The sequence below is a fragment of the Kitasatospora cinereorecta genome, from assembly GCF_024172095.1.
In the GTDB taxonomy this organism is placed as follows: Bacteria; Actinomycetota; Actinomycetes; order Streptomycetales; family Streptomycetaceae; genus Kitasatospora; species Kitasatospora cinereorecta.
In genome coordinates this window covers 769,242-790,658 of record NZ_JAMZDX010000001.1, presented here as the reverse complement: position 1 = coordinate 790,658, position 21,417 = coordinate 769,242, and the positions used below count along the sequence as shown (strand labels likewise).

The following is a 21,417-nucleotide window of genomic DNA, read 5'->3' as shown; positions in this document are numbered from 1 at the left end:
TGGGCCCTCCGGAGGGGAGCCCAGCGGCCGCGTACCAATTCCCGGGGCGTGGCGGATTCCGGCCAACCTTTGGCATGGGCCTGTCATTTTTGCCATCGGCTTGCCAAGCTTCTGCAAAGCCCCGTACGGCGCCTGCCGGCCACCCCACCTTCGCCGCGGCGCCCCGATCCGCACGGAGCAGCACCACCAGCACGTCAGCGCCCGTTCCGCCCCAAGTCGGCGCCGAATCCGGTGCCCCGGGACGGGTGCGGCCGCGTACCCGCGGCTGATCCGGAAGGAACCGGAACGTGAAGCGCATGCTGACAGTCGGAGCCGTCCTCTCCACCTCGGCCCTGCTGGCCGGAGCGATCCAGGTCGCCGCCGGCACCGCCCAGGCCTCCCCCGCCCCGATCGCCGCCCAGCAGCGGGCCGACCTGCTCGCCCGGGCCGGCGCCGAATCCGTCTCCGACGCCCGCCTGCTGGGCCTGACCGGCCAGGAGAAGCTGGTCGTCAAGGACGCCGTGGTCGACGCCGACGGCGCCCGCCACTTCCGCTACGAGCGCACCTACGCCGGCCTGCCGGTGCTCGGCGGCGACCTCGTCGTGCACACCAGCGCCAAGGGCGCGGTGAGCGTGGACCGCGCGGTCGAGGGCTCGATCGCCCCGGCGACCCTCTCCCCGAAGCTGACCGCCGAGCAGGCCGCCACCACGGCGACCGGCGCGGTCCGGGCACTGGTCGGCGGCGCCCACGACGCCGACGAGGCCGCCCTGGCCTCGGTCTCCGGCGCGGGCACCGCCACCCTGGTGGTCTGGGCCGCCTCCGGCACCCCGCGGCTCGCCTACCGGACCACCGTCGAGGGCATGCGCGCCGACGGCACCCCGAGCCGCCAGCTGCTGGTCACCGACGCCGCCACCGGCGAGCTGCTCGACTCGCACGAGCAGATCCAGACCTCCAACGCCACCGGCACCGGCAAGGGCGTCTTCGACGGCACGGTCACCCTGACCACCAACTACACGGGTTCGACCTACCAGCTGAAGGACAACACCCGCGGCGGCCAGTACACCGTGGACAAGAACGGCACCCTCTACACCGACGCCGACAACGTCTGGGGCAACGGCCTCGCGTCCAACGGCCAGTCGGCCGCGGTGGACGCCCAGTTCGGCGCCGCGAAGACCTGGGACTACTACAAGAACGTGCACGGCCGCAGCGGCATCCGCGGCGACGGCGTCGGCGCCTACAGCAAGGTCCACTACGGGTCCAACTACGTCAACGCGTTCTGGGACGACGGCTGCTTCTGCATGACGTACGGCGACGGCTCGGGCAACAACCACCCGCTGACCGCCATCGACGTGGCCGGCCACGAGATGACCCACGGTGTGACCTCCAACACCGCGGGCCTGAACTACTCCGGCGAGTCCGGCGGCCTCAACGAGTCGACCAGCGACATCTTCGGCACCATGGTGGAGTTCTACGCCAACCTGCCCACCGACACCCCGGACTACCTGATCGGCGAGCGCCTCAACCTGAACGGCAACGGCACCCCGCTGCGGTACATGGACAAGCCCTCCAAGGACGGCGCCTCGGCCGACTACTGGTCCTCCGGCGTCGGCAACAAGGACGTCCACTACTCCTCGGGCGTCGGCAACCACTTCTTCTACCTGCTGTCGGAGGGCAGCGGCGCCAAGACCATCAACGGCGTCAGCTACAACTCGCCCACCTCCAACGGCGCCAAGCTCACCGGCATCGGCCGCGACAAGGCCGCCAAGATCTGGTACCGCGCGCTGACCGTCTACATGACCTCGACCACCAACTACAAGGCGGCCCGCACGGCGACCCTCAAGGCCGCGATCGACCTGTACGGCTCGACCTCGGCCGAGTACAAGGCGGTGGCCGCGACCTGGAGCGGGGTCAACGTCAACTGAACCCCGGCGGCCTGACCCGGGTCAGGCGGTGACGACGGCGGCTTCCTCGCCGCGCTCCTCCTTCGCGAGCATCCGCTCGGCGAAGAAGCCGCCCGTCGGCACCACCGAGAGCAGGAACAGCACCAGCGTGCGCTTGTTGTCCCAGCGCTGCTGCTGCCGGGCCACGGCGAGGAAGCCCACGTACATCAGGAACAGCGAGCCGTGGATCAGCCCCATCGGGAAAACCGCGTCGAAGCTGGTGGTCCGCTTCAGCACGGAGCAGATCAGCAGCAGGATGAAGGACAGGCCCTCGGGGGCCGAGACGAGGCGCAGGCGGTGCACGGCGGCGCTGGACTTCACGGGGGTACCTCACAGTTTTCGGCCGGTGGGCTTGTGAACCGGTGCACAAGCCGCCGTCCATTATCACCGACCTCACGCCCGCGTCCCCGGGTGCCCCTATCCTGTGCGGCACAGATCACGACAACGGGGGTGGGCGACCACATGCTCAAGCTCGACTGGGACCGGCGCACCTGCGCGCGCCGCGGCCACATCACCTACGCGCCCGACGAGGCGGCGCTGCGCGAGCGGCTGCACGCGCGCACCGCGCTGGGCGAGGCCTGGCGCTGCCTGCGCTGCGGGGACTTCGCACTGGGCGCGCCGCACGGCACGGGGCCGGCCGAGGACGCGCCGCTGGTGCCGCGCGGCAAGGCGCTGCGGGACCTGTTCATCCTGCGCTTCCTGGCGGTCGAACGGCTGCTGCGCGGCCTGCTGGTGGTGATCGCGGCCTGGGCGGTGTGGAAGTTCTCCAACAGCCAGGACGCGATGAAGCGGATCTTCGACGAGAACCTCACGGTCTTCCGGCCGGTCACCGACCACTTCCACTGGGACCTGGAGCACTCGCCGATCGTCGACACCATCCGCAAGACCTTCGACTACCACCACAACACCCTGGTGCTGGTGGCCGGGGCGCTGCTGGTCTACGCGGCGATCGAGATCATCGAGGCGTTCGGCCTGTGGTGGGGCAAGCGGTGGGCGGAGTACCTGACGGTGGTCGCCACCGCGGCGTTCCTGCCGTTGGAGGTGTACGAACTCACCGAGCACGTCAGCGTGCTGAAGATCTGCACGCTGGTGCTGAACATCCTGGCGGTGCTCTGGATCCTGCTCTCCAAGCGGCTGTTCGGCCTGCGCGGCGGCCTGGAGGCGTTCGAGGCGGAGCGCCACTCGGCCTCGTTGCTGGAGGTCGAGGAGGCCGCCGGGACGGTGCTCACCGAAGCCTGACAATGTACCGGCTCGGTACCAGTGGGCCGCCCGCCTCTCCCCCGGGGTCGCCACCTGCCGCTACATTCACCGCGTGGCACAGTTTCGACTCCAGGGGTCAAAGGTCCTCGCCGTGGACATGGCGGGCGACTCGGTCAAGGCCCGCAACGGCACCATGGTCGCCTACACCGGGCAGATGAACTTCAAGAAGATGTCCGGCGGTGGTGACGGCCTGCGCGGCATGGTCACCCGGCGGCTGACGGGCGAGCAGATGGAGGTCATGGAGGTGAAGGGGCAGGGCACCTGCTACTTCGCCGACCGGGCCACCGAGGTCAATCTGGTGCGGCTGAACGGCGAGACGCTCTACGTCGAGTCGGACAACCTGCTCTGCACCGAGGCGACCCTGCACACCGGCACCAGCTTCACCGGGCTCAACGGGATGGCGTCCGGCAACGGCCTGTTCACCACCAAGGTGGAGGGGCACGGCTGGGCGGCGCTCACCTCGAAGGGCCCGGCGATCATCCTGCGGGTCTCGCAGGGCATGCCGCTGCGGGTCGACCCGGGCGCGTACGTCGCGCACACCGGCAACCTCAACCGCAACCTCAAGTCGGGCGCCGGCTGGACCACGCTGATCGGCGAGGGCGGCGGCGAGGCGATGCAGGTGGAGTTCTCCGGCGAGGGCCTGGTGTACGTCCAGCCGTCCGAGAAGATGACCTTCGGGGGTGACGTCTGATGCCGTTCACGAAGATCAACAACAAGATGATCGAGGCCAAGGTCTTCCCCGGGCAGCGGCTGTTCAGCCAGCGCGGCGCGATGCTCGCGTACACCGGCGAGGTCACCTTCAAGCCCAACGTGATGGGCGGCCAGGGCGGTGTGATGTCGATGATCGGCCGCCGGGTGGCCAACGAGGACACCCCGCTGATGACCGTCGAGGGCCAGGGCAGCGTGATGTTCGGCCACGGCGGCCACCACGTGCACGTGATCGACCTCGCCGGCGACACCCTCTGTGTGGAGGCCGACCGGCTGCTCGCCTTCGACGGCACCCTGCAGCAGTCGACCATGTTCATGGGCCAGCAGGGCGGCGTGATGGGCATCGTCCGCGGCCAGGTGACCGGGCAGGGCCTGTTCACCACCCAGCTGACCGGCCAGGGCTCGGTCGCGGTGATGGCCCACGGCGGCGTCATCGAGCTGCCGATCTCCCCCGGCCAGCCGGTCCACGTGGACCCGCAGGCGTACGTGGCGCACCGCGGCCAGGTGACCAACAAGCTGTCCAGCGCCCTGGGGTGGCGCGACATGATCGGCCGCGGCTCGGGCGAGGCGTTCCAGCTGGAGCTGTCCGGCCACGGCATGGTGTACGTGCAGGCGAGTGAGGTGAAGCTCTGATGTCCTACCCGCCGCAGCAGCCCCCGTACGGGCAGCAGCCGTACCCGCCGCAGGGCCAGCCGTACCCCCCGCAGGGGCAGCCCTATCCGCCGCAGGGTCAGCCGTACCCGCCGCAGGGCCAGCAGCAGTACCAGCAGGCGTACCAGCAGACCCAGGCGGCCATGCAGATGCCGCCGCAGGGCCAGTTCGGCGCGCCGCTGCCGCAGGCCGCGGGCGGGGCCGGGCCGACCGTCCACGACGTGAACAGCCTGCCGGTCAACGACAACGTCAACCCGTACGCGTTCTCGGTCGACCTCAACGGCTCGTACTACCTGCAGAAGGGCAAGATGATCGCCTACTACGGCGAGATACGCTTCTCGGGCATCGGCCGCGGCGTCATCGACCAGATGCTGGAGCGGAACTTCAACTCCCCGCTGCACGCCTCGGACTGGGTGGTCGCGGAGGGCCGCGGCAAGCTGCTGCTGGCCGACAGGGCGTTCGACCTGAACTCCTACGACCTGGAGAACGGCAACCTCACCGTCCGCTCCGGCAACCTGCTGGCCTTCGAGCCGACGCTGCAGCTCAAGCAGTCGATCATCCCGGGCTTCCTCACCCTGATCGGCACCGGCAAGTTCGTCGCGGCCTCCAACGGCCCGGTGCACTTCGTCGAGCCGCCGATCCGGGTCGACCCGCAGGCGCTGGTCGGCTGGGCGGACTGTCCCGCCCCCTGCCACCACTACGACCACAGCTACATGCACGGTCTGATCGGCGGGCTGCGCCACCTCACCGGTCTCGGCGGGGCCTCCGGCGAGGAGCACCAGTTCGAGTTCATCGGGGCCGGGCAGGTGCTGCTGCAGTCGACCGAGACGCTGATGGCCGAGCGCTCGGTCGGCCAGGTGCACGCGGAGGCCGGTGTGCCGGGCAGCGGGGTGCCGCACCAGCCGGGCGGGCACGGCGGCCAGCAGCTGCCGAACGTCAACGTCCCCGGGCTGGGCAACGTGAACCTGGGCGACCTGGGACGGCGGTTCGGTTTCTAGATTTGTCCAATATTGAACAACCTGGGCTATGCTTGACCGCATGGATACGCATGTGACCGCAGCGCCGGAGGTCTCCTCCTCGAACGCCGAGGAGGAGACCCCTTGGCTCGACGCCCGTGAACAGCGATTCTGGCGCGCCCACCTCGAGGTCAGCAAGCTCCTCGAGTACCAGCTCGGCCGGGAGCTGGGGCCGCACAACCTGGCCATCAACGACTACGAGATCCTCGTGGTGCTCTCCGAGGCGCCCGAGCGACGGATGCGGATGACCGACCTGGCCACCGCCACCCTCCAGTCCAAGAGCCGGCTCTCCCACCAGATCACCCGGATGGAGAGCGCCGGACTGGTGCTCCGCCAGGAGTGTCCCGGCGACCGCCGCGGCCTCTACGCCCACCTCACCGAGCAGGGCTGGGAGACCCTCCGCAAGGTCGCCCCGGACCACGTCCGCAGCGTGCGCGAGCACTTCATCGACCGGCTCGCCCCGGATCAGCTCGACGCCCTCTACGCGGCGCTCGCCCCGATCGCCGAACACCTCCGCGCCCTCCGCGGCCGCTCGTAAGCCGCCCTCGAACCCCCGCCGTCCGTCCGAAGGGCAGGTCGGGGGTTCGACGACGTCCGGGCTGGCCGGGCGTCAGCCGGTGAGTTCGGCGATCAGCTGGTCGGCTGCCGCGTACGGGTCGAGCTCGCCGACGGCGACACGCTCGGCGAGCGCGTGCAGGTGGCGGTCGCCGCGCAGGTCGCCGATCCGGGCCCGCAGGGCGGCCAGGGTGATCGCCTCGACCTCCTCGGCGGCGCGCCGCCGGCGGCGGGCGGCCAGTTCGCCGGTCTCGGCCAGCCAGGCGCGGTGCTTCTCCAGCGCCTCGACCACCTCGTCGACGCCCTCGCCGCGGGCGGCGACGGTCTTGACGATGGGCGGGCGCCAGTCGCCGGGCTGCCGGGCCTCGCCGAGGCCGAGCATGTGGTTGAGCTCCCGGGCGGTGGCGTCGGCGCCGTCCCGGTCGGCCTTGTTGACCACGAACAGGTCGCCGATCTCCAGGATTCCGGCCTTGGCGGCCTGGATCCCGTCGCCCATGCCGGGGGCGAGCAGCACCACGGTGGTGTCGGCCTGGGCGGCGATCTCCACCTCGGACTGGCCGACGCCGACGGTCTCCACCAGGATCACGTCGCAGCCGGCGCCGTCCAGCACCCGCAGGGCCTGCGGGGCGGCCCAGGACAGGCCGCCGAGGTGGCCGCGGGTGGCCATCGAGCGGATGAACACCTCGGGGTCGGTGGCGTGGTCCTGCATCCGGACCCGGTCGCCGAGCAGCGCGCCGCCGGAGAACGGCGAGGACGGGTCGACCGCCAGCACGCCGACCCGCTTGCCGAGCCGGCGGTAGGCGGAGACCAGCGCGGAGGTCGAGGTGGACTTCCCCACGCCGGGCGAGCCGGTCAGCCCGACCGTGTAGGCCTGCCCGGTGTACGGCATCAGCGCCGCCATCACCTCGCGCAGTTCGGGGGCGGCGTTCTCCACCAGCGTGATCAGCCGGGCCACCGCGCGCGGCCGGCCCTCCCGGGCCTGCTCGACCAGCGTCGCCACATCGACCATCGTTCAGCTCCTCGATCGGCCTGCGGTCGTCTCCCGCCGCAGGCGTGGAGGCCGCGGCCGGCCCGGACGCCGCCGCCCGCCGAGACGGCCGCAGCCCCACCGGTCGGCCGCGGGTGCGGCGGACCGGCAGGGCCGGGTCGTACGGCGGGCCGGGCGCGGGTGCGGCTCACGGCCCCGACGGTGGGTCGGGCGGATCAGCCCTGGGACGGGACGCGGACGATCAGGGCGTCGCCCTGGCCGCCGCCGCCGCACAGGGCGGCCGCGCCGACACCGCCGCCGCGGCGCTGCAGCTCCAGCGCCAGGTGCAGCACCACGCGGGCGCCGGACATGCCGATCGGGTGGCCGAGCGCGATGGCGCCGCCGTTGACATTGACGATGTCGGAGGAGACGCCGAGGTCCTTCATGGACTGGAAGGCGACGGCGGCGAAGGCCTCGTTGATCTCGATCAGGTCGAGGTCGGAGACCTCCAGGCCGTCCTTGGCGAGGGCGTGCTTGATGGCGTTGGACGGCTGCGACTGCAGCGAGTTGTCCGGGCCGGCCACGTTGCCGTGGGCGCCGATCTCGGCGATCCAGGTCAGGCCCAGCTCCTCGGCCTTGGCCTTGCTCATCACGACCACGGCGGCGGCGCCGTCGGAGATCTGCGAGGAGGTGCCGGCGGTGATGGTGCCGTCCTTGGCGAAGGCCGGGCGCAGCTTGCCGAGGCCCTCGACCGTGGTGTCGGCGCGGATGCCCTCGTCCTGGCTGAACAGCACCGGGTCGCCCTTGCGCTGCGGGATCGCCACCGGGACGATCTCGGCCTCGAAGACGCCGTCGGCCTGGGCCTTGGCGGCGCGCTGGTGGGAGGCGGCGGCGATCTCGTCCTGGACGTCGCGGGCGATGCCGAGGCGGGCGTTGTGCTTCTCGGTGGACTCGCCCATCGGGATGTTCTCGTAGGCGTCGGTCAGACCGTCGTACGCCATCGCGTCGAGCATCTCGATCGCGCCGTACTTGAAGCCCTCGCGGGACTTCGGCAGCAGGTGCGGGGCGTTGGTCATCGACTCCTGGCCGCCGGCGACGACCACGTCGAACTCGCCGGCGCGGATCAGCTGGTCGGCCAGCGCGATGGCGTCCAGGCCGGAGAGGCAGACCTTGTTGATGGTCAGCGCGGGGACGTTCAGCGGGATGCCGGCCTTGACGGCGGCCTGGCGGGCCGGGATCTGGCCCGCGCCGGCCTGCAGCACCTGGCCCATGATCACGTACTGGACCTGCTCGCCCGTGATGCCGGCCCGCTCGAGCGCGGCCTTGATGGCGATGCCGCCGAGCTCCGCACCGGAGAAGCCCTTGAGCGAGCCGAGCAGGCGGCCCATCGGGGTGCGGGCACCGGCGACGATCACTGAAGTAGTCATGGGACGAGCCCCTTCGCGCGTCAGACCAGGAGGGTGTGGGGATGCGGCTCAATGTACTGACCTGTAACCCTTGCGTCACCGGCGCAAAGGTGTGATCAGCGGCACTGGCACTCACCAGTGAACACCGTGTCAGCCCCTTACGGGCACTGTGACCAGCCTCGCACGCTCCGTTGTGGCGCCGCGCGAGCCGGATGCGCTGCACTGGACCCACCCTCATCCGAACCCCACCACGGAGGCCGTCGTGCTGACCCGCATCGACCACATCGGCATCGCCTGTTTCGACCTCGACCGGACGGTCGAGTTCTACCGGAACACCTACGGCTTCGAGGTCTTCCACTCCGAGGTCAACGAGGAGCAGGGCGTCCGCGAGGCGATGCTGAAGATCAACGACACCGGTGACGGCGGGGCCTCGTACCTGCAGCTACTGGAGCCGACCCGGGACGACTCCACGGTCGCCAAGTGGCTTGCCAAGAACGGCGAGGGCGTGCACCACATCGCCTTCGGCACGGCGGACGTGGACGGCGATGCGGCGGCGATCCGCGGCAAGGGCGTGCGGGTGCTCTACGACGAGCCGCGGATCGGCTCGATGGGCTCGCGGATCACCTTCCTGCACCCCAAGGACTGCGGCGGCGTACTGACCGAGCTGGTGACCTCGGCCGCGCCCTCCGAGCACCCGGAGCACTGAGCGCGGGCCGCGCCGACCGTTGGTACACCCGTCGGTAACTTGGGAAAACCCCGACGTCCCCATTCCCCGGGCAGCGCGGCCCATTACAATGCCCAGGTGCGCTAGGCGCCCCAGGGGAGTCAGTCCATTACGCGGGCACGGCTGAACGGTCGCGGTTCGGATCTGTCACCATTCTCCGGAGGCAAGAGTTCGCTCAGGAGTCCACCCGGACGGCGGAGCGATGCAAGGACCAGCCGATCCAGGTCCCGCTGCGGCGGGACGGGAGCGGCGGGGTCGAAGATCCGACCAGGAGATGGATGGGACCGCGGAGTGCGGGGCTACGACCGCTACGAGGTTGAGGATCACCTCTCCAAGTTCGAGGCCGAGCTGGAGAAGGCCCGCAAGGACCGGGACAAGACTCTCGAGCACGCCGACGACCTCGCCTACCAGGTGGAGGTGCTCCGGGCCAAGCTTCACGAGGCCCGGCGGCAGCTCGCCCAGCCGCGCGCCTTCGACTCCGTCTCGGGCCAGGCCGAGCAGCTCCTGCGCAACGCGGAGATGCAGGCCGAGGCCATCCGTCAGGACGCCGCACGGCAGCTGCGGGAGTCCCAGGCGGCCACCCAGCGCCTGCTGGCCGAGGCCGCCGAGCGGACCTCCCAGCTGGAGGCGGAGTTCAACGCCCGCCGCCGGCAGCTGGAGGAGGAGCTCGGCGAGTTCCGCCGGGCCGCCGAGCGCCACGTCAACGAGAACGTCAGCTGGGCCGAGCAGACCCGGGCCGGCACCGAGCAGGAGGCCCAGCGCCTGCTGCAGGAGGCCCGGGTCGAGGCGGAGCGGATGATGGCCGCCGTCCGGGCCGAGGCCGCCGCGCTCGCCGACCAGGCCCGCGCCCAGACCGCCGCCGACGTGGACGCCGCCCGCGGCGAGGCCCGCGCCGCCGCCGAGGCCGCCCTCCAGCGCGCCCAGACCGACGCCGAGCGCCTGCTGCGGGCCGCCTCCGAGCAGGCCCAGCAGGCCAGCGCGCAGGCCGAGGAGCTGCGCGGCCAGGCCGCCGGCGAGGCCCAGCAGCAGGTCGCCGAGGCGCACGCCGCCGCCGAGCGCCGGCTCGCCGAGGCCCAGCAGGAGATCACCACCCTCAAGCGCCAGGCGCTGGCCGACCAGGAGCAGGCCGCCGCCGCCCTGTCCCGCGCCCAGGCCGAGATCGAGCGGCTGCGCGAGCAGGCCATGGCCGAGGCCGAGCGGGCCCGGGCCGAGGCGGTCCGGATGCGCGAGGAGGCCGAGGCCGCCGCCGCCGCACTGCAGCAGGAGGCCACCGCCGAGGCCGAGCGGAAGGTCGCCGACGGCGCCGCCGCCAGCGAGCAGCGCTCGGCCACCGCCCGGGCCGAGATCGCCAAGATGGTCACCGCCGCCACCCGCGAGGCCGACCTGATCAAGGCCGACGCCGCCAACCGGATGGCCGAGGCCGAGGCCGCCAAGGCCGCCGCCGCCGAGGAGAGCGAGCGGCTGCGCGGCGCCGCCGAGTCGGTCGCCAACGAGCTCCGCACCGAGGCCGAGGCGGCCATCGCCGAGCTGCGCGCCACCGCCGAGCGGGAGAGCTCCGAGCTGCGCGAGCAGGCCCGTATCGAGGCCGAGCGGGTCCGCGCCGAGGCCGAGGAGGCCGGCCGCACCGAGGGCGCCAAGGACGCCGCCGTCCACCTGGCCAAGGCCGCCAAGCAGGCCGAGGAGGTGCTCGGCCGCGCCGCCCGCGACGCCGAGTCCACCCGGACCGAGGCCGCCACCGAGGCGGAGCGGATCAGGACCGAGGCCGCCGCCGAGGCCGAGCGGCTGCGCGAGCAGGCCCAGGCCGCCGTCGAGCAGGCGCAGAACGCCGCGCTGGACGACGCCGCCTCCGTCCGCGAGCAGATGGAGCGGATGCACGGGGAGGCCGCGGCGCTGCGCGCCGAGGCCGAGGAGCTGCGCGCCCACGCCGCGGCCGAGGCCGAGCGGGTCCGGACCGAGTCCCGCCGCCAGGCCGTGGTGCAGATCGAGGAGTCGGCCAAGCAGGCCGAGGAGCTGCTCACCGGCGCCAAGACCGACGCCGACCAGCTGCGGGCGGGTGCCGCCGCCGAGGTCGAGCAGGTCCGCGCCGAGGCCAAGGCGCACGCCACCGAGGTCCAGGGCCGGGCCGAGCAGACCCTGAACCGGGCCCGTACCGAGGCCCAGAAGCTCACCGCCGCCGCCGAGCAGCAGGGCCAGGAGGCGCTGGCCGCCGCCAAGGCCGCCGCCGCCGAGAACCGGGCCGCCGCCGAGCGGGAGACCGCCGAGCTGCGCCGCGAGGCCCAGGCCGCCGCCCAGGCCCTGGAGGCCGAGGCCGAGGCCGCCGCCCGCACCGTGCGGGAGGAGGCCGAGGCCGCCGCCCGGTCCGTCGAGGCCGAGGCCGCGGCCGCCGCCGAGGCGCTCGCCCAGGAGGCCGCGGCCGCTGCCGAGGCCGTCCGGGAGGAGGCGCGGACCGCCGCCGAGGCGCTGCGCGAGGAGAGCCGCCGCGAGCGCGAGGAGGCCTCCGCCGGGCTCCTGCGCGAGCAAGAGGAGACCGCGGAGCTGCTGGCCGCCGCCAAGGCCGACCGGGACGCCGCCGAGACCGACGCCGCCATGACCGTGGAGGCCGCCCGGGTCGAGGCCGAGCGGCTGGCCACCGAGGCCGAGCAGGCCCTGGCCGCCGCCGAGGAGAGCGCCGCCGAGCAGCTGGCCGAGGCCGAGACCGCCGCGCGCACCCTGCGCGAGGAGGCCGCCGCCGCGGCCGAGGCGCTGCGCGCCGAGGGCGCGGCCGACCTGGCCGCCGCCACCGAGCAGGCCGAGCAGGCCCGCCGGGACGCCGCCGAGCTGACCGAGCGGACCGCCGCGGAGACCGCCGAGCGCCGGGCCGCCGCCGAGCGCCGGGCCGCCGAACTGGTCTCCGCCGCCGAGGACGAGGCCGCCGAGGTCCGCCAGTCCGTCGCCGGCCTGCACGAGTCCGCCTCCCAGCAGATCGCCGAACGGCAGGCCACCGCAGAGCGCGAGAGCGCCGAGCTGCGGGCCGCCGCCGAGGCGTACGACAGCGAGCTGCGCACCGCGGCCGACGCGTACGACGCCGAGCTGCGCGCCACCGTGGACGCCGAGGTCGCCGAGCAGCGGGCCACCGCCGAGCGGGAGACCGCAGCGCTGCGGTCCGCGGTCGAGGCCGAGCTGGCCGAGCGGCGCAAGAAGGTCACCGCCGAGCTGACCGCCGACCGGGAGTCCGCGGCCGCCGAGATCGCCCGGCAGCGCGAGGAGGCCGAGGCGCACGCCGCCGAGGTGCGCGCCGCCGCCGAGGCCGAGAAGCGGTCCGCCGAGGAGTTCGCCGAGCAGCACCGGGCCGAGGCCGAGGAGCAGGGCCGCCGGACCGTCGCCGAGGCCGAGGAGCGGTCCGCCGCCCTGCTCGTCGAGGCGGAGGAGTTCACCGCCCAGCTGCGTGCGGAGGCCGAGGAGTACGCGCTGGCCACCCGTACGCTGGCCGAGGACTTCGACGCCGACCTGCGCCGTCGGGCCGAGGCGTACGACACCGAGACCCGCGAGGCCGCCGAGAGCTACGACAAGGCGACCCGGGAGCAGGCCAAGACCGTGCTGGAGAAGGCGTTCGCCGACGCCGAGCAGCTCGGCGAGGACGCCCAGAGCACGGCGCTGGCCACCACCGCGGCCGCCGAGGAGCAGGCCGACGCGATGGTCGCGGCCGCCCGCAAGGAGGCCGAGCGGCTGGTCGCGGCCGGCGAGGCATCCGGCAAGGCCGAGGTCGAGAAGGCCCGCGCCGACGCCGACGCGCTGCTCTCCGAGGCCCGCCGGGACTCGACCGCGATCCGCGAGCGCGCCGAGGAGCTGCGCGAACGGACCGACGCCGAGATCGAGGCGCTGCACGAGCGGGCCCGCAAGGAGAACGCGCAGGCCATGAAGTCGGCCGGCGAGCGGGTGGACGCCCTGGTGACGGCTGCCCAGGACCAGCTCACCGAGGCCGAGGAGCAGGCCGCCAAGGCCGTCGCCGACGCCGAGGAGACCGCGCAGAAGCTGGTCAAGGCCGCCGAGGACCGGGCCGCCGAGCTCACCTCCGAGGCCTCCTCGGAGGCCGCCAAGGTCCGGCTCGCCGCCGTGCGCAAGGCCGAGGGCCTGCTCAAGGAGGCCGAGACCAAGCTCGCCGACTCCACCACGCGGGCCGAGGCGCTGATCATCAAGGCCGAGGCCAAGCTCCAGACGGCCGAGGACGACGCCGAGCGCAAGCTCGAGGACGCCTCGCTCGAGGCCGAGAAGCGTCTGCGCCGGGCCGGCCGGGAGGCCGAGGACCAGCTGCGGCTGGCCGAGGAGGAGGCCGAGCGGATCCGCGCCGAGGCGAAGGCCGAGGCCAAGCGCGTGACCGACGAGGGCCGACGGGAGTTGGACGAACTGGTCCGACGGCGCAAGGACATCAACACCGAGATCTCTCGGGTCCAGGACGTGCTGTCGGCGCTGGAGGCGTTCGAGGCTCCGTCGGGGGTCACCCAGAACAACGGGGGAAGCAAGAAGGACGGAGCGCCCAAGGCCGGTGCCGGAGTGGGCGCTCCTCGATCGGGTGGCAATCGCTCCGGGGGCGCGCCACCCGATTGAGCGGACATTGTCCGCGAACGTTCGGCGTTTCGTCGATGACACTCCGGTACCGTGTCAGGATTCCCTCCAACCACTCAGCGGTTTGACGACAGGAAGCCCAGAACTCCCATGAGCGACAGTCACTCCCCGCACGGCTTCGATCTGGTACGCCGTGGGTACGAGCGCGCCCAGGTCGACGAGCGGATCGCCAAGCTGGTAGCCGACCGCGACTCCGCGCTGTCCCGGATCAGCGCGCTCGAGAAGCGCATCGAGGAACTCCACCTGGAGACCCAGACCGCCCAGGCCCAGGTCACCGAGCAGGAGCCGTCGTACGCCGGCCTCGGCGCCCGGGTGGAGAAGATCCTCCGCCTCGCCGAGGAGGAGGCCGCCGAGCTGCGCCAGGAGGCGCACCGCGCCGCCGAGCAGCACCGCGAGCTGGCCGAGGCCGCCGCCCAGCAGGTCCGCACCGAGGCCGAGAACTACGCCAAGGACCGCAAGGCGAAGGCCGAGGACGAGGGCCGTCGCATCGTCGACAAGGCGAACAGCGACTCCGCCCAGCTGCGCGCCGAGGCCAACAAGGACGCCCAGAACAAGCGCGAGGAGGCGGACGCCCTCTTCGAGGAGACCCGCACCAAGGCCGCCCAGGCCGCGCTGGAGTTCGAGACCAACCTGGCCAAGCGCCGCGAGCAGTCCGAGCGCGACCTGGCTGCCCGTCAGGCCAAGGCCGAGAAGCGCCTCGCCGAGATCGAGCACCGCGCCGAGCAGCTCCGCCTGGAGGCCGAGAAGCTCCGCACCGACGCCGAGCGCCGCGCCCGCCAGACGGTGGAGACCGCCCAGCGCCAGGCCGAGGACATCGTGGCCGACGCCAACGCCAAGGCCGACCGGATCCGCAGCGAATCCGAGCGCGAGCTCGCGGCGCTCACCAACCGCCGCGACTCGATCAACGCGCAGCTCACCAACGTGCGCGAGATGCTCGCCACGCTGACCGGCGCCGCCGTCGCCGCGGCCTCGCTGCCGACCGACGACTCGCTCGGCGTCCCGGCCCAGCAGTCGCGCTAGTTTTTCGAGGGGCGCGGGGAACTGCGCGACCGACCACCGCTCGACCTGAGCGGATGGCCGGGCGTGCAGTTCCCCGCGCCCCTTCATGGTTGACCGTTCATCAGGGATTCAGTCCGAATCCGCGACGGCGGTCCGGTCCCGGGCCGATGCTGTCGGCTCATGCGACTCTCCCGTCTGACGCCCCTCGCGGCCGCCGCCGCGTCCGTTGCGCTGTTCGCCCCGACCGCCTCCGCCGCGCCCGCGGCGCCGTCGCACGAGGGCACCTGGACGTACCTGAACCCGGCCGACCTCGGCAGCCGGGGTCTGAAGCTCGGCGGCTTCAGCGACCTCGTCCCGGCCGACTCCTCCGGCCGCGAGTTCTGGACCGTCACCGACCGCGGCCCCAACGCCGACGCGCCGGCCGACACCGACAAGATCTTCCTGAAGCCGGACTACACCCCGCAGATCCTCAAGGTCCGTCTCGGCCGCGACCACACGATCCAGGTCCTGAAGCGGATCCCGCTGCGCACCCCCGAGGGCCGCACCGACCCGGTCACCGGCACCCGCAACATCACCGGCCTGCCCCCGGCCGCGCTGACCGCCGAGCGCCCGGTGGACGCCGCCGGCACGGTGCTGCCCAACGACCCGTACGGCGTGGACAGCGAGGGCCTGGTGCGGGCCCACGACGGCTCGTTCTGGGTCAGCAGCGAGTACGGGTCGAGCATCCTGCACTTCTCCGCGCACGGCGTCCTGGAGACCGTCCTGGTGCCCGCCGGCTCCACGTACAGCGCGCCCGGGGCGACGGTGCTGCCGATCCTGCCCGCGATCGAGGCCAAGCAGAAGAACAACAAGGGGCTGGAGGGCCTGACCGTCTCCGCCGACGGCCGCACCCTGTACGCCGCGCAGCAGACGCAGCTGTCCAACCCGGACTCCAAGGCGGCGAAGAAGTCCCGGGTGCAGCGGGTGTTCCGGATCGACATCTCCGGCCGGACGCCGAGGATGTCCGGCGAGTTCGCGTTCCTGCGCGAGCCGGACAGCGCGACCGACGGCGGCTGGTCGACGTCGACCATCAGCTGGCTGGGCCCGGACCGCCTGCTGGTCGAGGAGCGGGACGCCGCCCGGCCGACCGCGCACACCCAGTTCTTCGAGGTGGACTTCCGCAAGGCCACCGACCTGCTGGGCACCAAGTGGGACGACGTGGCCACCACGCCGGCCCTGGAGCTGGACCCGTCCGGCGTGACGCCCGGCGCCAAGCGGCTGGTCCTCGACGCCGCCGCGGCCGGCCTGGACAACGGCAAGGTCGAGGGCGTCGCCGTGCTGCCCGGCAAGCACGGCACGGCCCGGCTCTTCCTGGTCAACGACAACGACTTCGGCGTCGACGGCTTCAAGGACGGCGCGATCGTCCCGAACAACGCCCCGACCCGGATCGACGAGTACACCGTCCCGCTGGGCTGACGGCCACCACCAGGGGCGCGTGGGGGCACCTCCCGGCCGAAGGCTGGGGGAGAACTGCGCGACAGCCCAGCCTCCGCGCCCCTGTGGTCACCCCTTCACGCGCTTGAGCAGCGCCCGTACCGCCGCGTTGAACGTCTCCGGCGCCTCCAGCGACGACAGGTGCCCCACCGACGGGATGACGGTCAGCTCCGCATCCGGCAGCGCGCCCACCATCAGCCGGGCCTCCGCCAGCGGCGTCACCGCGTCCAGCTCGCCCACGATGACGGCGGCGGGCACGTCCAGCCCGGCCAGTACGTCCAGCGAGTCGCCGCGGGCGGCCATCGCGCGCTGCGCCCAGGCGACGGCCTTCGGCGGCGCTTCGGCGATCATCGCGCGGACGTCGGCGACCAGCTCGGGCGCGGTGCCGGGGGCGAGCAGCCCGTCCTCGATGCGTTCCTCGGCGAGCAGGGCCACGCTGTCGCGGGCCACGACGGCGGCGGCGATCCGTTCCCGGTTGGTGCGGGCGGCGTCGGTGTCGACGGTGGCCTTGGTGTCCGCGAGGAGCAGTCCGCACAGGCGCTGCGGGTGGCGGCGGGCGAAGGCCATCGCCGCGTAGCCGCCCATCGACAGGCCGCCGACCACCGCCCGCTCCACCCCGAGGGCGTCCAGCAGCCGGGCGACGTCGTCGGCGACGGCGTCCAGCGAGGGCTCGTCGGCGCCGAGCGGGGCGGCGCCGAAGCCGCGCTGGTCCGTGACGATCACCCGGGCGTGGTCACCGGACGGGCCGGGGATGCGCTCCAGCTGGCACGCCCACATCCGGGCGGAGAGGGGGAAGGCGTGCAGCAGGACGAGCGGGGTGCCGGTGCCGTTCTCGTGGACGGTCTGCGCGCTGGGAAAGGTCATGCTGCCACCGTATGGCCCCGACACCCTTCGGCTCACCCCTTCCGTAATGTCCGAGATGTCATAGTCTGACGGTCGGACGGGATCAAGGAGGGCCGATGATCGAGCTGCATCAGCTGACGAAGCGTTACGGCGAGAAGCTGGCCGTCCAGGACCTGACCTTCCAGGTGCCCCGCGGCGTGGTCACCGGCTTCCTCGGCCCGAACGGCGCCGGCAAGTCCACCACCATGCGGATGATCCTCGACCTCGACCGGCCCACCAGCGGCCGGGTCGTCCTCGACGGCAAGCGCTACGGCCAGCTCCAGGAGCCGCTGAAGTACATCGGCGCCCTGCTGGAGGCCAAGGCGGTCCACCCCGGCCGCACCGCGTACGACCACCTGCTCTGGCTGGCCCAGTCCAACCGCATCCCCCGCCGTCGGGTGGACGAGATGCTCGAACTGGTCGGGCTCACCTCGGTCGCGCGGGGGCGCGCCCGGGGCTTCTCGCTCGGCATGGGGCAGCGCCTGGGCATCGCGTCGGCGCTGCTCGGCGACCCGGAGATCCTGATGTTCGACGAGCCGGTGAACGGGCTCGACCCCGAGGGCATCCTGTGGATCCGCAACCTGATGAAGCGGCTCGCCGCCGAGGGCCGCACGGTCTTCGTCTCCTCGCACCTGATGAGCGAGATGGCGCTGACCGCCGACCACCTGGTGGTGATCGGCCGGGGCCGGCTGCTGGCCGACCTGCCGATGGCCGAGTTCATCCGGCAGAACTCCCGCTCGGCCGTGCGGATCCGCACCCCGCAGGTGGAGCAGCTGCTGGACGCGCTGCGCGGCGCCGGCCTGCGGCCGCAGCCCGGTCCGGACGGCGCGTACGAGGTGGAGGACGGCGACCTCGCCGCACTCGGCGACCTGGCCGCCAAGCACGGCATCACCCTGCACGAGCTGAGCCCGCAGCAGGCGTCGCTGGAGGAGGCGTTCATGCAGATGACGGCGGACTCGGTGGAGTACCACGCGGGCGACGGACCGAGCCGGGCATCGAGCCCGACGCGGGGCGAGCCGCCCACGGAGAGCGCGTCCGCCTGGGGCGAGGGCTGGCAGCCGAAGCGGAAGGGGAACTGAGATGGCGGCGTTTCCGGCGATCCTGCAGTCCGAGTGGACCAAGATCCGCAGCGTCCGCTCCACCGTCTGGACCCTGGCGCTGACCTTCGTGGTCACCCTGGGCCTGGGCGCGCTGCTCTCGCTGCTCACCAACAAGAACTTCGCCGAGTTCACCCGCGGCGAGACCGGGCCGTTCGACGCCACCCGGACGGCCTTCTCCGGGATCATGCTGGGCGAGCTGGCGATCATCGTCTTCGGCGTGCTGGCGATCGGCAACGAGTACAGCAGCGGCATGATCCGGGTCTCGCTGGCGGCCGTGCCGCAGCGCGGCACCCTGCTGGTCGGCAAGTCGGTGGTGCTGGGCGCGCTGGCGCTGGCGGTCTCGCTGGTGACGGCGTTCGTCACCTTCTTCGTGGGCCAGTCGCTGCTGGGCGACCACTCCACCACCATCGGCGCCCAGCACGTGCTGCGCGCGGTCGTCGGGGCGGCGCTCTACCTGACCCTGCTGTGCCTGTTCTCGGCCGGGGTCACCGCGATGCTGCACAACCAGACGCTGGCCCTGGGCATCCTGGTGCCGTTCTTCTTCCTGCTCTCGCCGATCCTCTCGGCGGTGCCGAAGGTGAAGACCCTGGCGCACTGGTTCCCGGACTACGCGGGCTCGCGAATGCTGCTGGTGTACGAGCAGAACGATCAGCCGTACGGGCCGTGGGCGGGCTTCGGCATCTGCCTGCTCTGGACGCTGGCGGCGCTGGCAGGCGGGGCGCTGGTGCTGAAGAAGCGCGACGCCTGAGCCGGCCCGCCGGTCCACCGACCGGCCGGGTACCCGGACGGTCAGTACTTGGGAGCGCCCCGGCCCCGCTGGATGTTGGAGCCACGGCGCTCCCGCGCGCTCCAGCACGCCCGGTGCCAGTGCCGGCGGTCGTCCACGCCGGGGCCGTGGTCGGGCCAGGCGACCACGTGGCCGACGCCGGGCGGGATCTCCTGGTCGCAGCCGGGGCAGCGGTAGAACCGTCCGGCGGTGCCGGCCACCGTCTGCACCACCCAGTCCTCGCCGCGGTAGCTCTCCACGCGGCGCAGGGAGCCGCCGAGCGGGGCGGCCGCCGCCTCGGGTCGGGGATCGGAACCGTTCGTCCGGTTTCGGCGGGGTGACACGGTGACTACCTCTCGGGCCGGAGCGTTGCACTTCCTAGAGTACGGGCCGTCAGCGGGCCGTCAGCGAGCCCTCCGGGCCACTATCACGGCCCGGTCCGGGCCTCCACTGTTTCTGCTGAGATCCACCCGATCTCTTGGGAAATTGGTGAATCCGCGTGCCATTGGCACATGACATGGGTTACTCACGAGGTGACAAGGCGGGGCTCGCAGTCCCTGCGTGCACCCGAGGAGGCCTCCCGATGACCAAGACCACCCCCCGGCCCGACTCCCGTACCGCCGTCACGTCCGCCGCGGCGCCCGTCGCCCCACGGGTGCCCGCCCCGGCCGTCCGCCCGGTCCCGGGACAGCCGACCGGGACCGACGCGATCCGGGTCGGCGCCTTCCTGCTGTCCGCCCAGTTCCCGGGCCAGTCGCACGGCGAGGCGCTGGAGCGCACCGTCGCCTCGGCGACCGCCGCGGAGGCCGCCGGGCTGGACAGCGTCTGGCTCGCCGAGCACCACTTCGTGCCGTACGGCGTCTGCCCGAACGCGGCGACCCTGGCGGCGCTGCTGCTCGGCCGCACCCGGCGGATCGGGGTGGGCACCGCGGTCAGCGTGCTGTCCACCACCCACCCGGTGGCGCTGGGCGAGCAGGCCGCGCTGCTGCACCTGACCTCCGGTGGACGGTTCACCCTCGGGGTGGGCCGCGGCGGCCCGTGGATCGACCTGAAGGTCTTCGGCACCGGCATCGAGGCGTACGAGCAGGGCTTCCCGGAGCGGCTCGACCTGCTGCTGCGCTGGCTGCGCGGCAGCCGGGTCGGCGGCAGCGGGCCGCAGTTCGACTTCCCGGAGGTGGCGGTGGTGCCGCGGGCGACCGAGCCGCCGCGGCCGCCGGACCTGTCCGACTGGCTGGGGCTCGACGCCTCGCCGCTGCGTTCCTTCCCCCGTCAGCGCCAGGAGGGCGGGACGGCCGGCGGCCCGCCGGTGGTGGTCGCCTGCACCTCGCCGAACGGGGTGCGCACCGCCGCCGAGCGCGGCCTGCCGATGCTGCTCGGCATGCACTCCGGCGACGACGACAAGCGCGAGATGCTGGCCGCGTACCGGGCCGCCTGGCGGGCCTCGGGCCGCGGCGAGGAGCAGCTGGCCCGGGTGGAGCGGGAGCACGTCGCGGCGGGCGTGGCGCAGGTCGAGGACCGTACCTCGACCGCGCGGGCCAGCCTGCTGCGGGCGATGCCGGACTTCTTCGAGCACGGCCTCGGCGCGCACCGCACCGTGGACGGCCAGGGCCGCACCATGCGCGACCCGCGGGCGTACACCGAGCTGCTGTGCGACCTGCACGCGGTGGGCACCCCGCGGCAGTGCGCGGACCGGCTGCTGGCCACCGCCGAGCGGACCGGCATCCGACGGTTCGCGCTGCTCGCCGAGGGATCCGGTGACACCGAGGGCACCCTGCACAACATCGCCCGGCTCGGCGCCGAGGTGCTGCCGCAGCTGAACTGACCCCACCCGCCCGGCGCGGACAGCCGTGGGCCGCCTCCGGTCCGACAGTCCCGGGGGCGGCCCACATGCGGCTCCTGCGGCGCGTTCGATGTCCGACGCCGACGCCGTCGCCGTCAGCAGTCGCGGAGCTCCGGCGACTGGTTGAGCAGCTGGGCGCGGACGGACGTGAAGCGCTGGTAGCGCTCCTTGTTCTTCTCGGACGGTCCGAAGACCGCGACCCGGTGGCAGTTCTGGAACGCCAGCTGGACGCCGAAGTGCCGTGACAGGGCGCCGCGGATCGCGTCGCTCGCCATGGCGCGCAGCAGCTGGCCGCGGGCCTGCTCGCTGGGCGGCGGTACCTGGTTGTCGGCGAAATCGGTGCCGTCGACCTTCATCTGGGCGACCAGCGAGCTGATCATCTCCCATGCGAAGGGCAGGGAGGTGCGGACGCAGTCGACGAACTCCGTCTCGTCGACCTCGCCTCGTTCGGCCTTCTCGAGCAGGGCCGGTGAGACGTCGAGCGACATGGGTTCTCCTCTCGCGGTCCGCCCGGGCACGGACCGGCCCGGGCGGTGGTGCGGTAGCTGC

At 72.9% G+C, this 21,417-nt stretch carries 19 protein-coding genes; 13 read left to right on the top strand and 6 right to left on the bottom strand.

Translation table 11 applies throughout. From position 1 onward, the window contains the following. Positions 1 to 296 precede the first annotated feature (296 nt). Positions 297 to 1,901, top strand: a complete 1,605-nt coding sequence (locus FHR36_RS03660; RefSeq protein WP_253793705.1) for a M4 family metallopeptidase — start codon at positions 297 to 299, stop codon at positions 1,899 to 1,901. Between the two features lie 21 nt (positions 1,902 to 1,922). Here the strand turns inward: FHR36_RS03660 and FHR36_RS03655 are convergent, their stop codons facing one another. Then, a complete protein-coding gene (locus tag FHR36_RS03655) occupies positions 1,923 to 2,240 on the bottom strand; it encodes a DUF3817 domain-containing protein (protein WP_253793703.1) in 318 nt (105 codons plus the stop codon). Positions 2,241 to 2,381: 141 nt separating this feature from the next. Here FHR36_RS03655 and FHR36_RS03650 point away from each other — a divergent pair, with 141 nt between their 5' ends. The 5 genes from FHR36_RS03650 to FHR36_RS03630 all read left to right on the top strand — a co-directional run bounded on the left by FHR36_RS03650 (position 2,382) and on the right by FHR36_RS03630 (position 6,092). Beyond that, on the top strand, positions 2,382 to 3,158 hold the full coding sequence (locus FHR36_RS03650) for a DUF2127 domain-containing protein (protein WP_253793702.1): 777 nt from the start codon (positions 2,382 to 2,384) through the stop codon (positions 3,156 to 3,158). A gap of 73 nt (positions 3,159 to 3,231) precedes the next feature. Beyond that, the gene (locus FHR36_RS03645; RefSeq protein WP_253793701.1) at positions 3,232 to 3,870 is read left to right on the top strand and encodes an AIM24 family protein; all 639 of its coding nucleotides are present in this window, start codon (positions 3,232 to 3,234) and stop codon (positions 3,868 to 3,870) included. Continuing rightward, complete coding sequence (locus tag FHR36_RS03640) at positions 3,870 to 4,520, top strand: AIM24 family protein (RefSeq protein WP_253793700.1); 651 nt, start codon at positions 3,870 to 3,872, stop codon at positions 4,518 to 4,520. The genes FHR36_RS03645 and FHR36_RS03640 overlap by 1 nt, the downstream gene beginning before the upstream one ends. A gap of 161 nt (positions 4,521 to 4,681) precedes the next feature. After that, positions 4,682 to 5,536: an AIM24 family protein gene (locus tag FHR36_RS03635; protein WP_253794706.1), complete on the top strand. Its 855-nt coding sequence runs from the start codon at positions 4,682 to 4,684 to the stop codon at positions 5,534 to 5,536. Between the two features lie 40 nt (positions 5,537 to 5,576). Further along, positions 5,577 to 6,092: a MarR family winged helix-turn-helix transcriptional regulator gene (locus FHR36_RS03630; protein WP_253793699.1), complete on the top strand. Its 516-nt coding sequence runs from the start codon at positions 5,577 to 5,579 to the stop codon at positions 6,090 to 6,092. Between the two features lie 72 nt (positions 6,093 to 6,164). Here the strand turns inward: FHR36_RS03630 and meaB are convergent, their stop codons facing one another. Continuing rightward, a complete protein-coding gene (gene meaB, locus FHR36_RS03625; RefSeq protein ID WP_253793698.1) occupies positions 6,165 to 7,118 on the bottom strand; it encodes a methylmalonyl Co-A mutase-associated GTPase MeaB in 954 nt (317 codons plus the stop codon). A gap of 194 nt (positions 7,119 to 7,312) precedes the next feature. Next, positions 7,313 to 8,503: an acetyl-CoA C-acetyltransferase gene (locus tag FHR36_RS03620; protein ID WP_253793697.1), complete on the bottom strand. Its 1,191-nt coding sequence runs from the start codon at positions 8,501 to 8,503 to the stop codon at positions 7,313 to 7,315. Between the two features lie 241 nt (positions 8,504 to 8,744). Between FHR36_RS03620 and mce the strand changes: the two genes are divergently transcribed. The 4 genes from mce to FHR36_RS03600 all read left to right on the top strand — a co-directional run bounded on the left by mce (position 8,745) and on the right by FHR36_RS03600 (position 16,262). Beyond that, positions 8,745 to 9,188, top strand: coding sequence for a methylmalonyl-CoA epimerase (gene mce, locus FHR36_RS03615; RefSeq protein ID WP_253793696.1), 444 nt, complete (start codon positions 8,745 to 8,747; stop codon positions 9,186 to 9,188). Positions 9,189 to 9,497: 309 nt separating this feature from the next. Beyond that, on the top strand, positions 9,498 to 13,790 hold the full coding sequence (locus tag FHR36_RS03610; protein WP_253793695.1) for a polarized growth protein Scy-related protein: 4,293 nt from the start codon (positions 9,498 to 9,500) through the stop codon (positions 13,788 to 13,790). Between the two features lie 108 nt (positions 13,791 to 13,898). Beyond that, the gene (locus tag FHR36_RS03605; RefSeq protein WP_253793694.1) at positions 13,899 to 14,828 is read left to right on the top strand and encodes a coiled-coil domain-containing protein; all 930 of its coding nucleotides are present in this window, start codon (positions 13,899 to 13,901) and stop codon (positions 14,826 to 14,828) included. Between the two features lie 159 nt (positions 14,829 to 14,987). After that, positions 14,988 to 16,262: an esterase-like activity of phytase family protein gene (locus FHR36_RS03600; RefSeq protein WP_253793692.1), complete on the top strand. Its 1,275-nt coding sequence runs from the start codon at positions 14,988 to 14,990 to the stop codon at positions 16,260 to 16,262. A gap of 87 nt (positions 16,263 to 16,349) precedes the next feature. Here the strand turns inward: FHR36_RS03600 and FHR36_RS03595 are convergent, their stop codons facing one another. Beyond that, positions 16,350 to 17,144: an alpha/beta fold hydrolase gene (locus tag FHR36_RS03595; RefSeq protein WP_253793691.1), complete on the bottom strand. Its 795-nt coding sequence runs from the start codon at positions 17,142 to 17,144 to the stop codon at positions 16,350 to 16,352. A 95-nt stretch (positions 17,145 to 17,239) separates the two neighbouring features. Here FHR36_RS03595 and FHR36_RS03590 point away from each other — a divergent pair, with 95 nt between their 5' ends. Both FHR36_RS03590 and FHR36_RS03585 read left to right on the top strand, forming a co-directional pair. Further along, positions 17,240 to 18,241, top strand: coding sequence for an ABC transporter ATP-binding protein (locus tag FHR36_RS03590; RefSeq protein ID WP_253793690.1), 1,002 nt, complete (start codon positions 17,240 to 17,242; stop codon positions 18,239 to 18,241). 1 nt (position 18,242) lies between these two features. Beyond that, the gene (locus FHR36_RS03585; RefSeq protein ID WP_253793689.1) at positions 18,243 to 19,010 is read left to right on the top strand and encodes an ABC transporter permease subunit; all 768 of its coding nucleotides are present in this window, start codon (positions 18,243 to 18,245) and stop codon (positions 19,008 to 19,010) included. Positions 19,011 to 19,051: 41 nt separating this feature from the next. On the opposite strand, the gene FHR36_RS03580 is transcribed toward FHR36_RS03585, so the two are convergent. Further along, a complete protein-coding gene (locus FHR36_RS03580) occupies positions 19,052 to 19,372 on the bottom strand; it encodes an Rv1322 family protein (protein ID WP_253793688.1) in 321 nt (106 codons plus the stop codon). Between the two features lie 365 nt (positions 19,373 to 19,737). Between FHR36_RS03580 and FHR36_RS03575 the strand changes: the two genes are divergently transcribed. Beyond that, positions 19,738 to 20,850 (top strand): LLM class flavin-dependent oxidoreductase, encoded by a 1,113-nt coding sequence (locus tag FHR36_RS03575; protein WP_253794705.1) that lies wholly within the window; start codon positions 19,738 to 19,740, stop codon positions 20,848 to 20,850. A gap of 113 nt (positions 20,851 to 20,963) precedes the next feature. On the opposite strand, the gene FHR36_RS03570 is transcribed toward FHR36_RS03575, so the two are convergent. Beyond that, complete coding sequence (locus FHR36_RS03570; RefSeq protein WP_253793687.1) at positions 20,964 to 21,356, bottom strand: SCO5389 family protein; 393 nt, start codon at positions 21,354 to 21,356, stop codon at positions 20,964 to 20,966. Positions 21,357 to 21,417 lie beyond the last annotated feature (61 nt).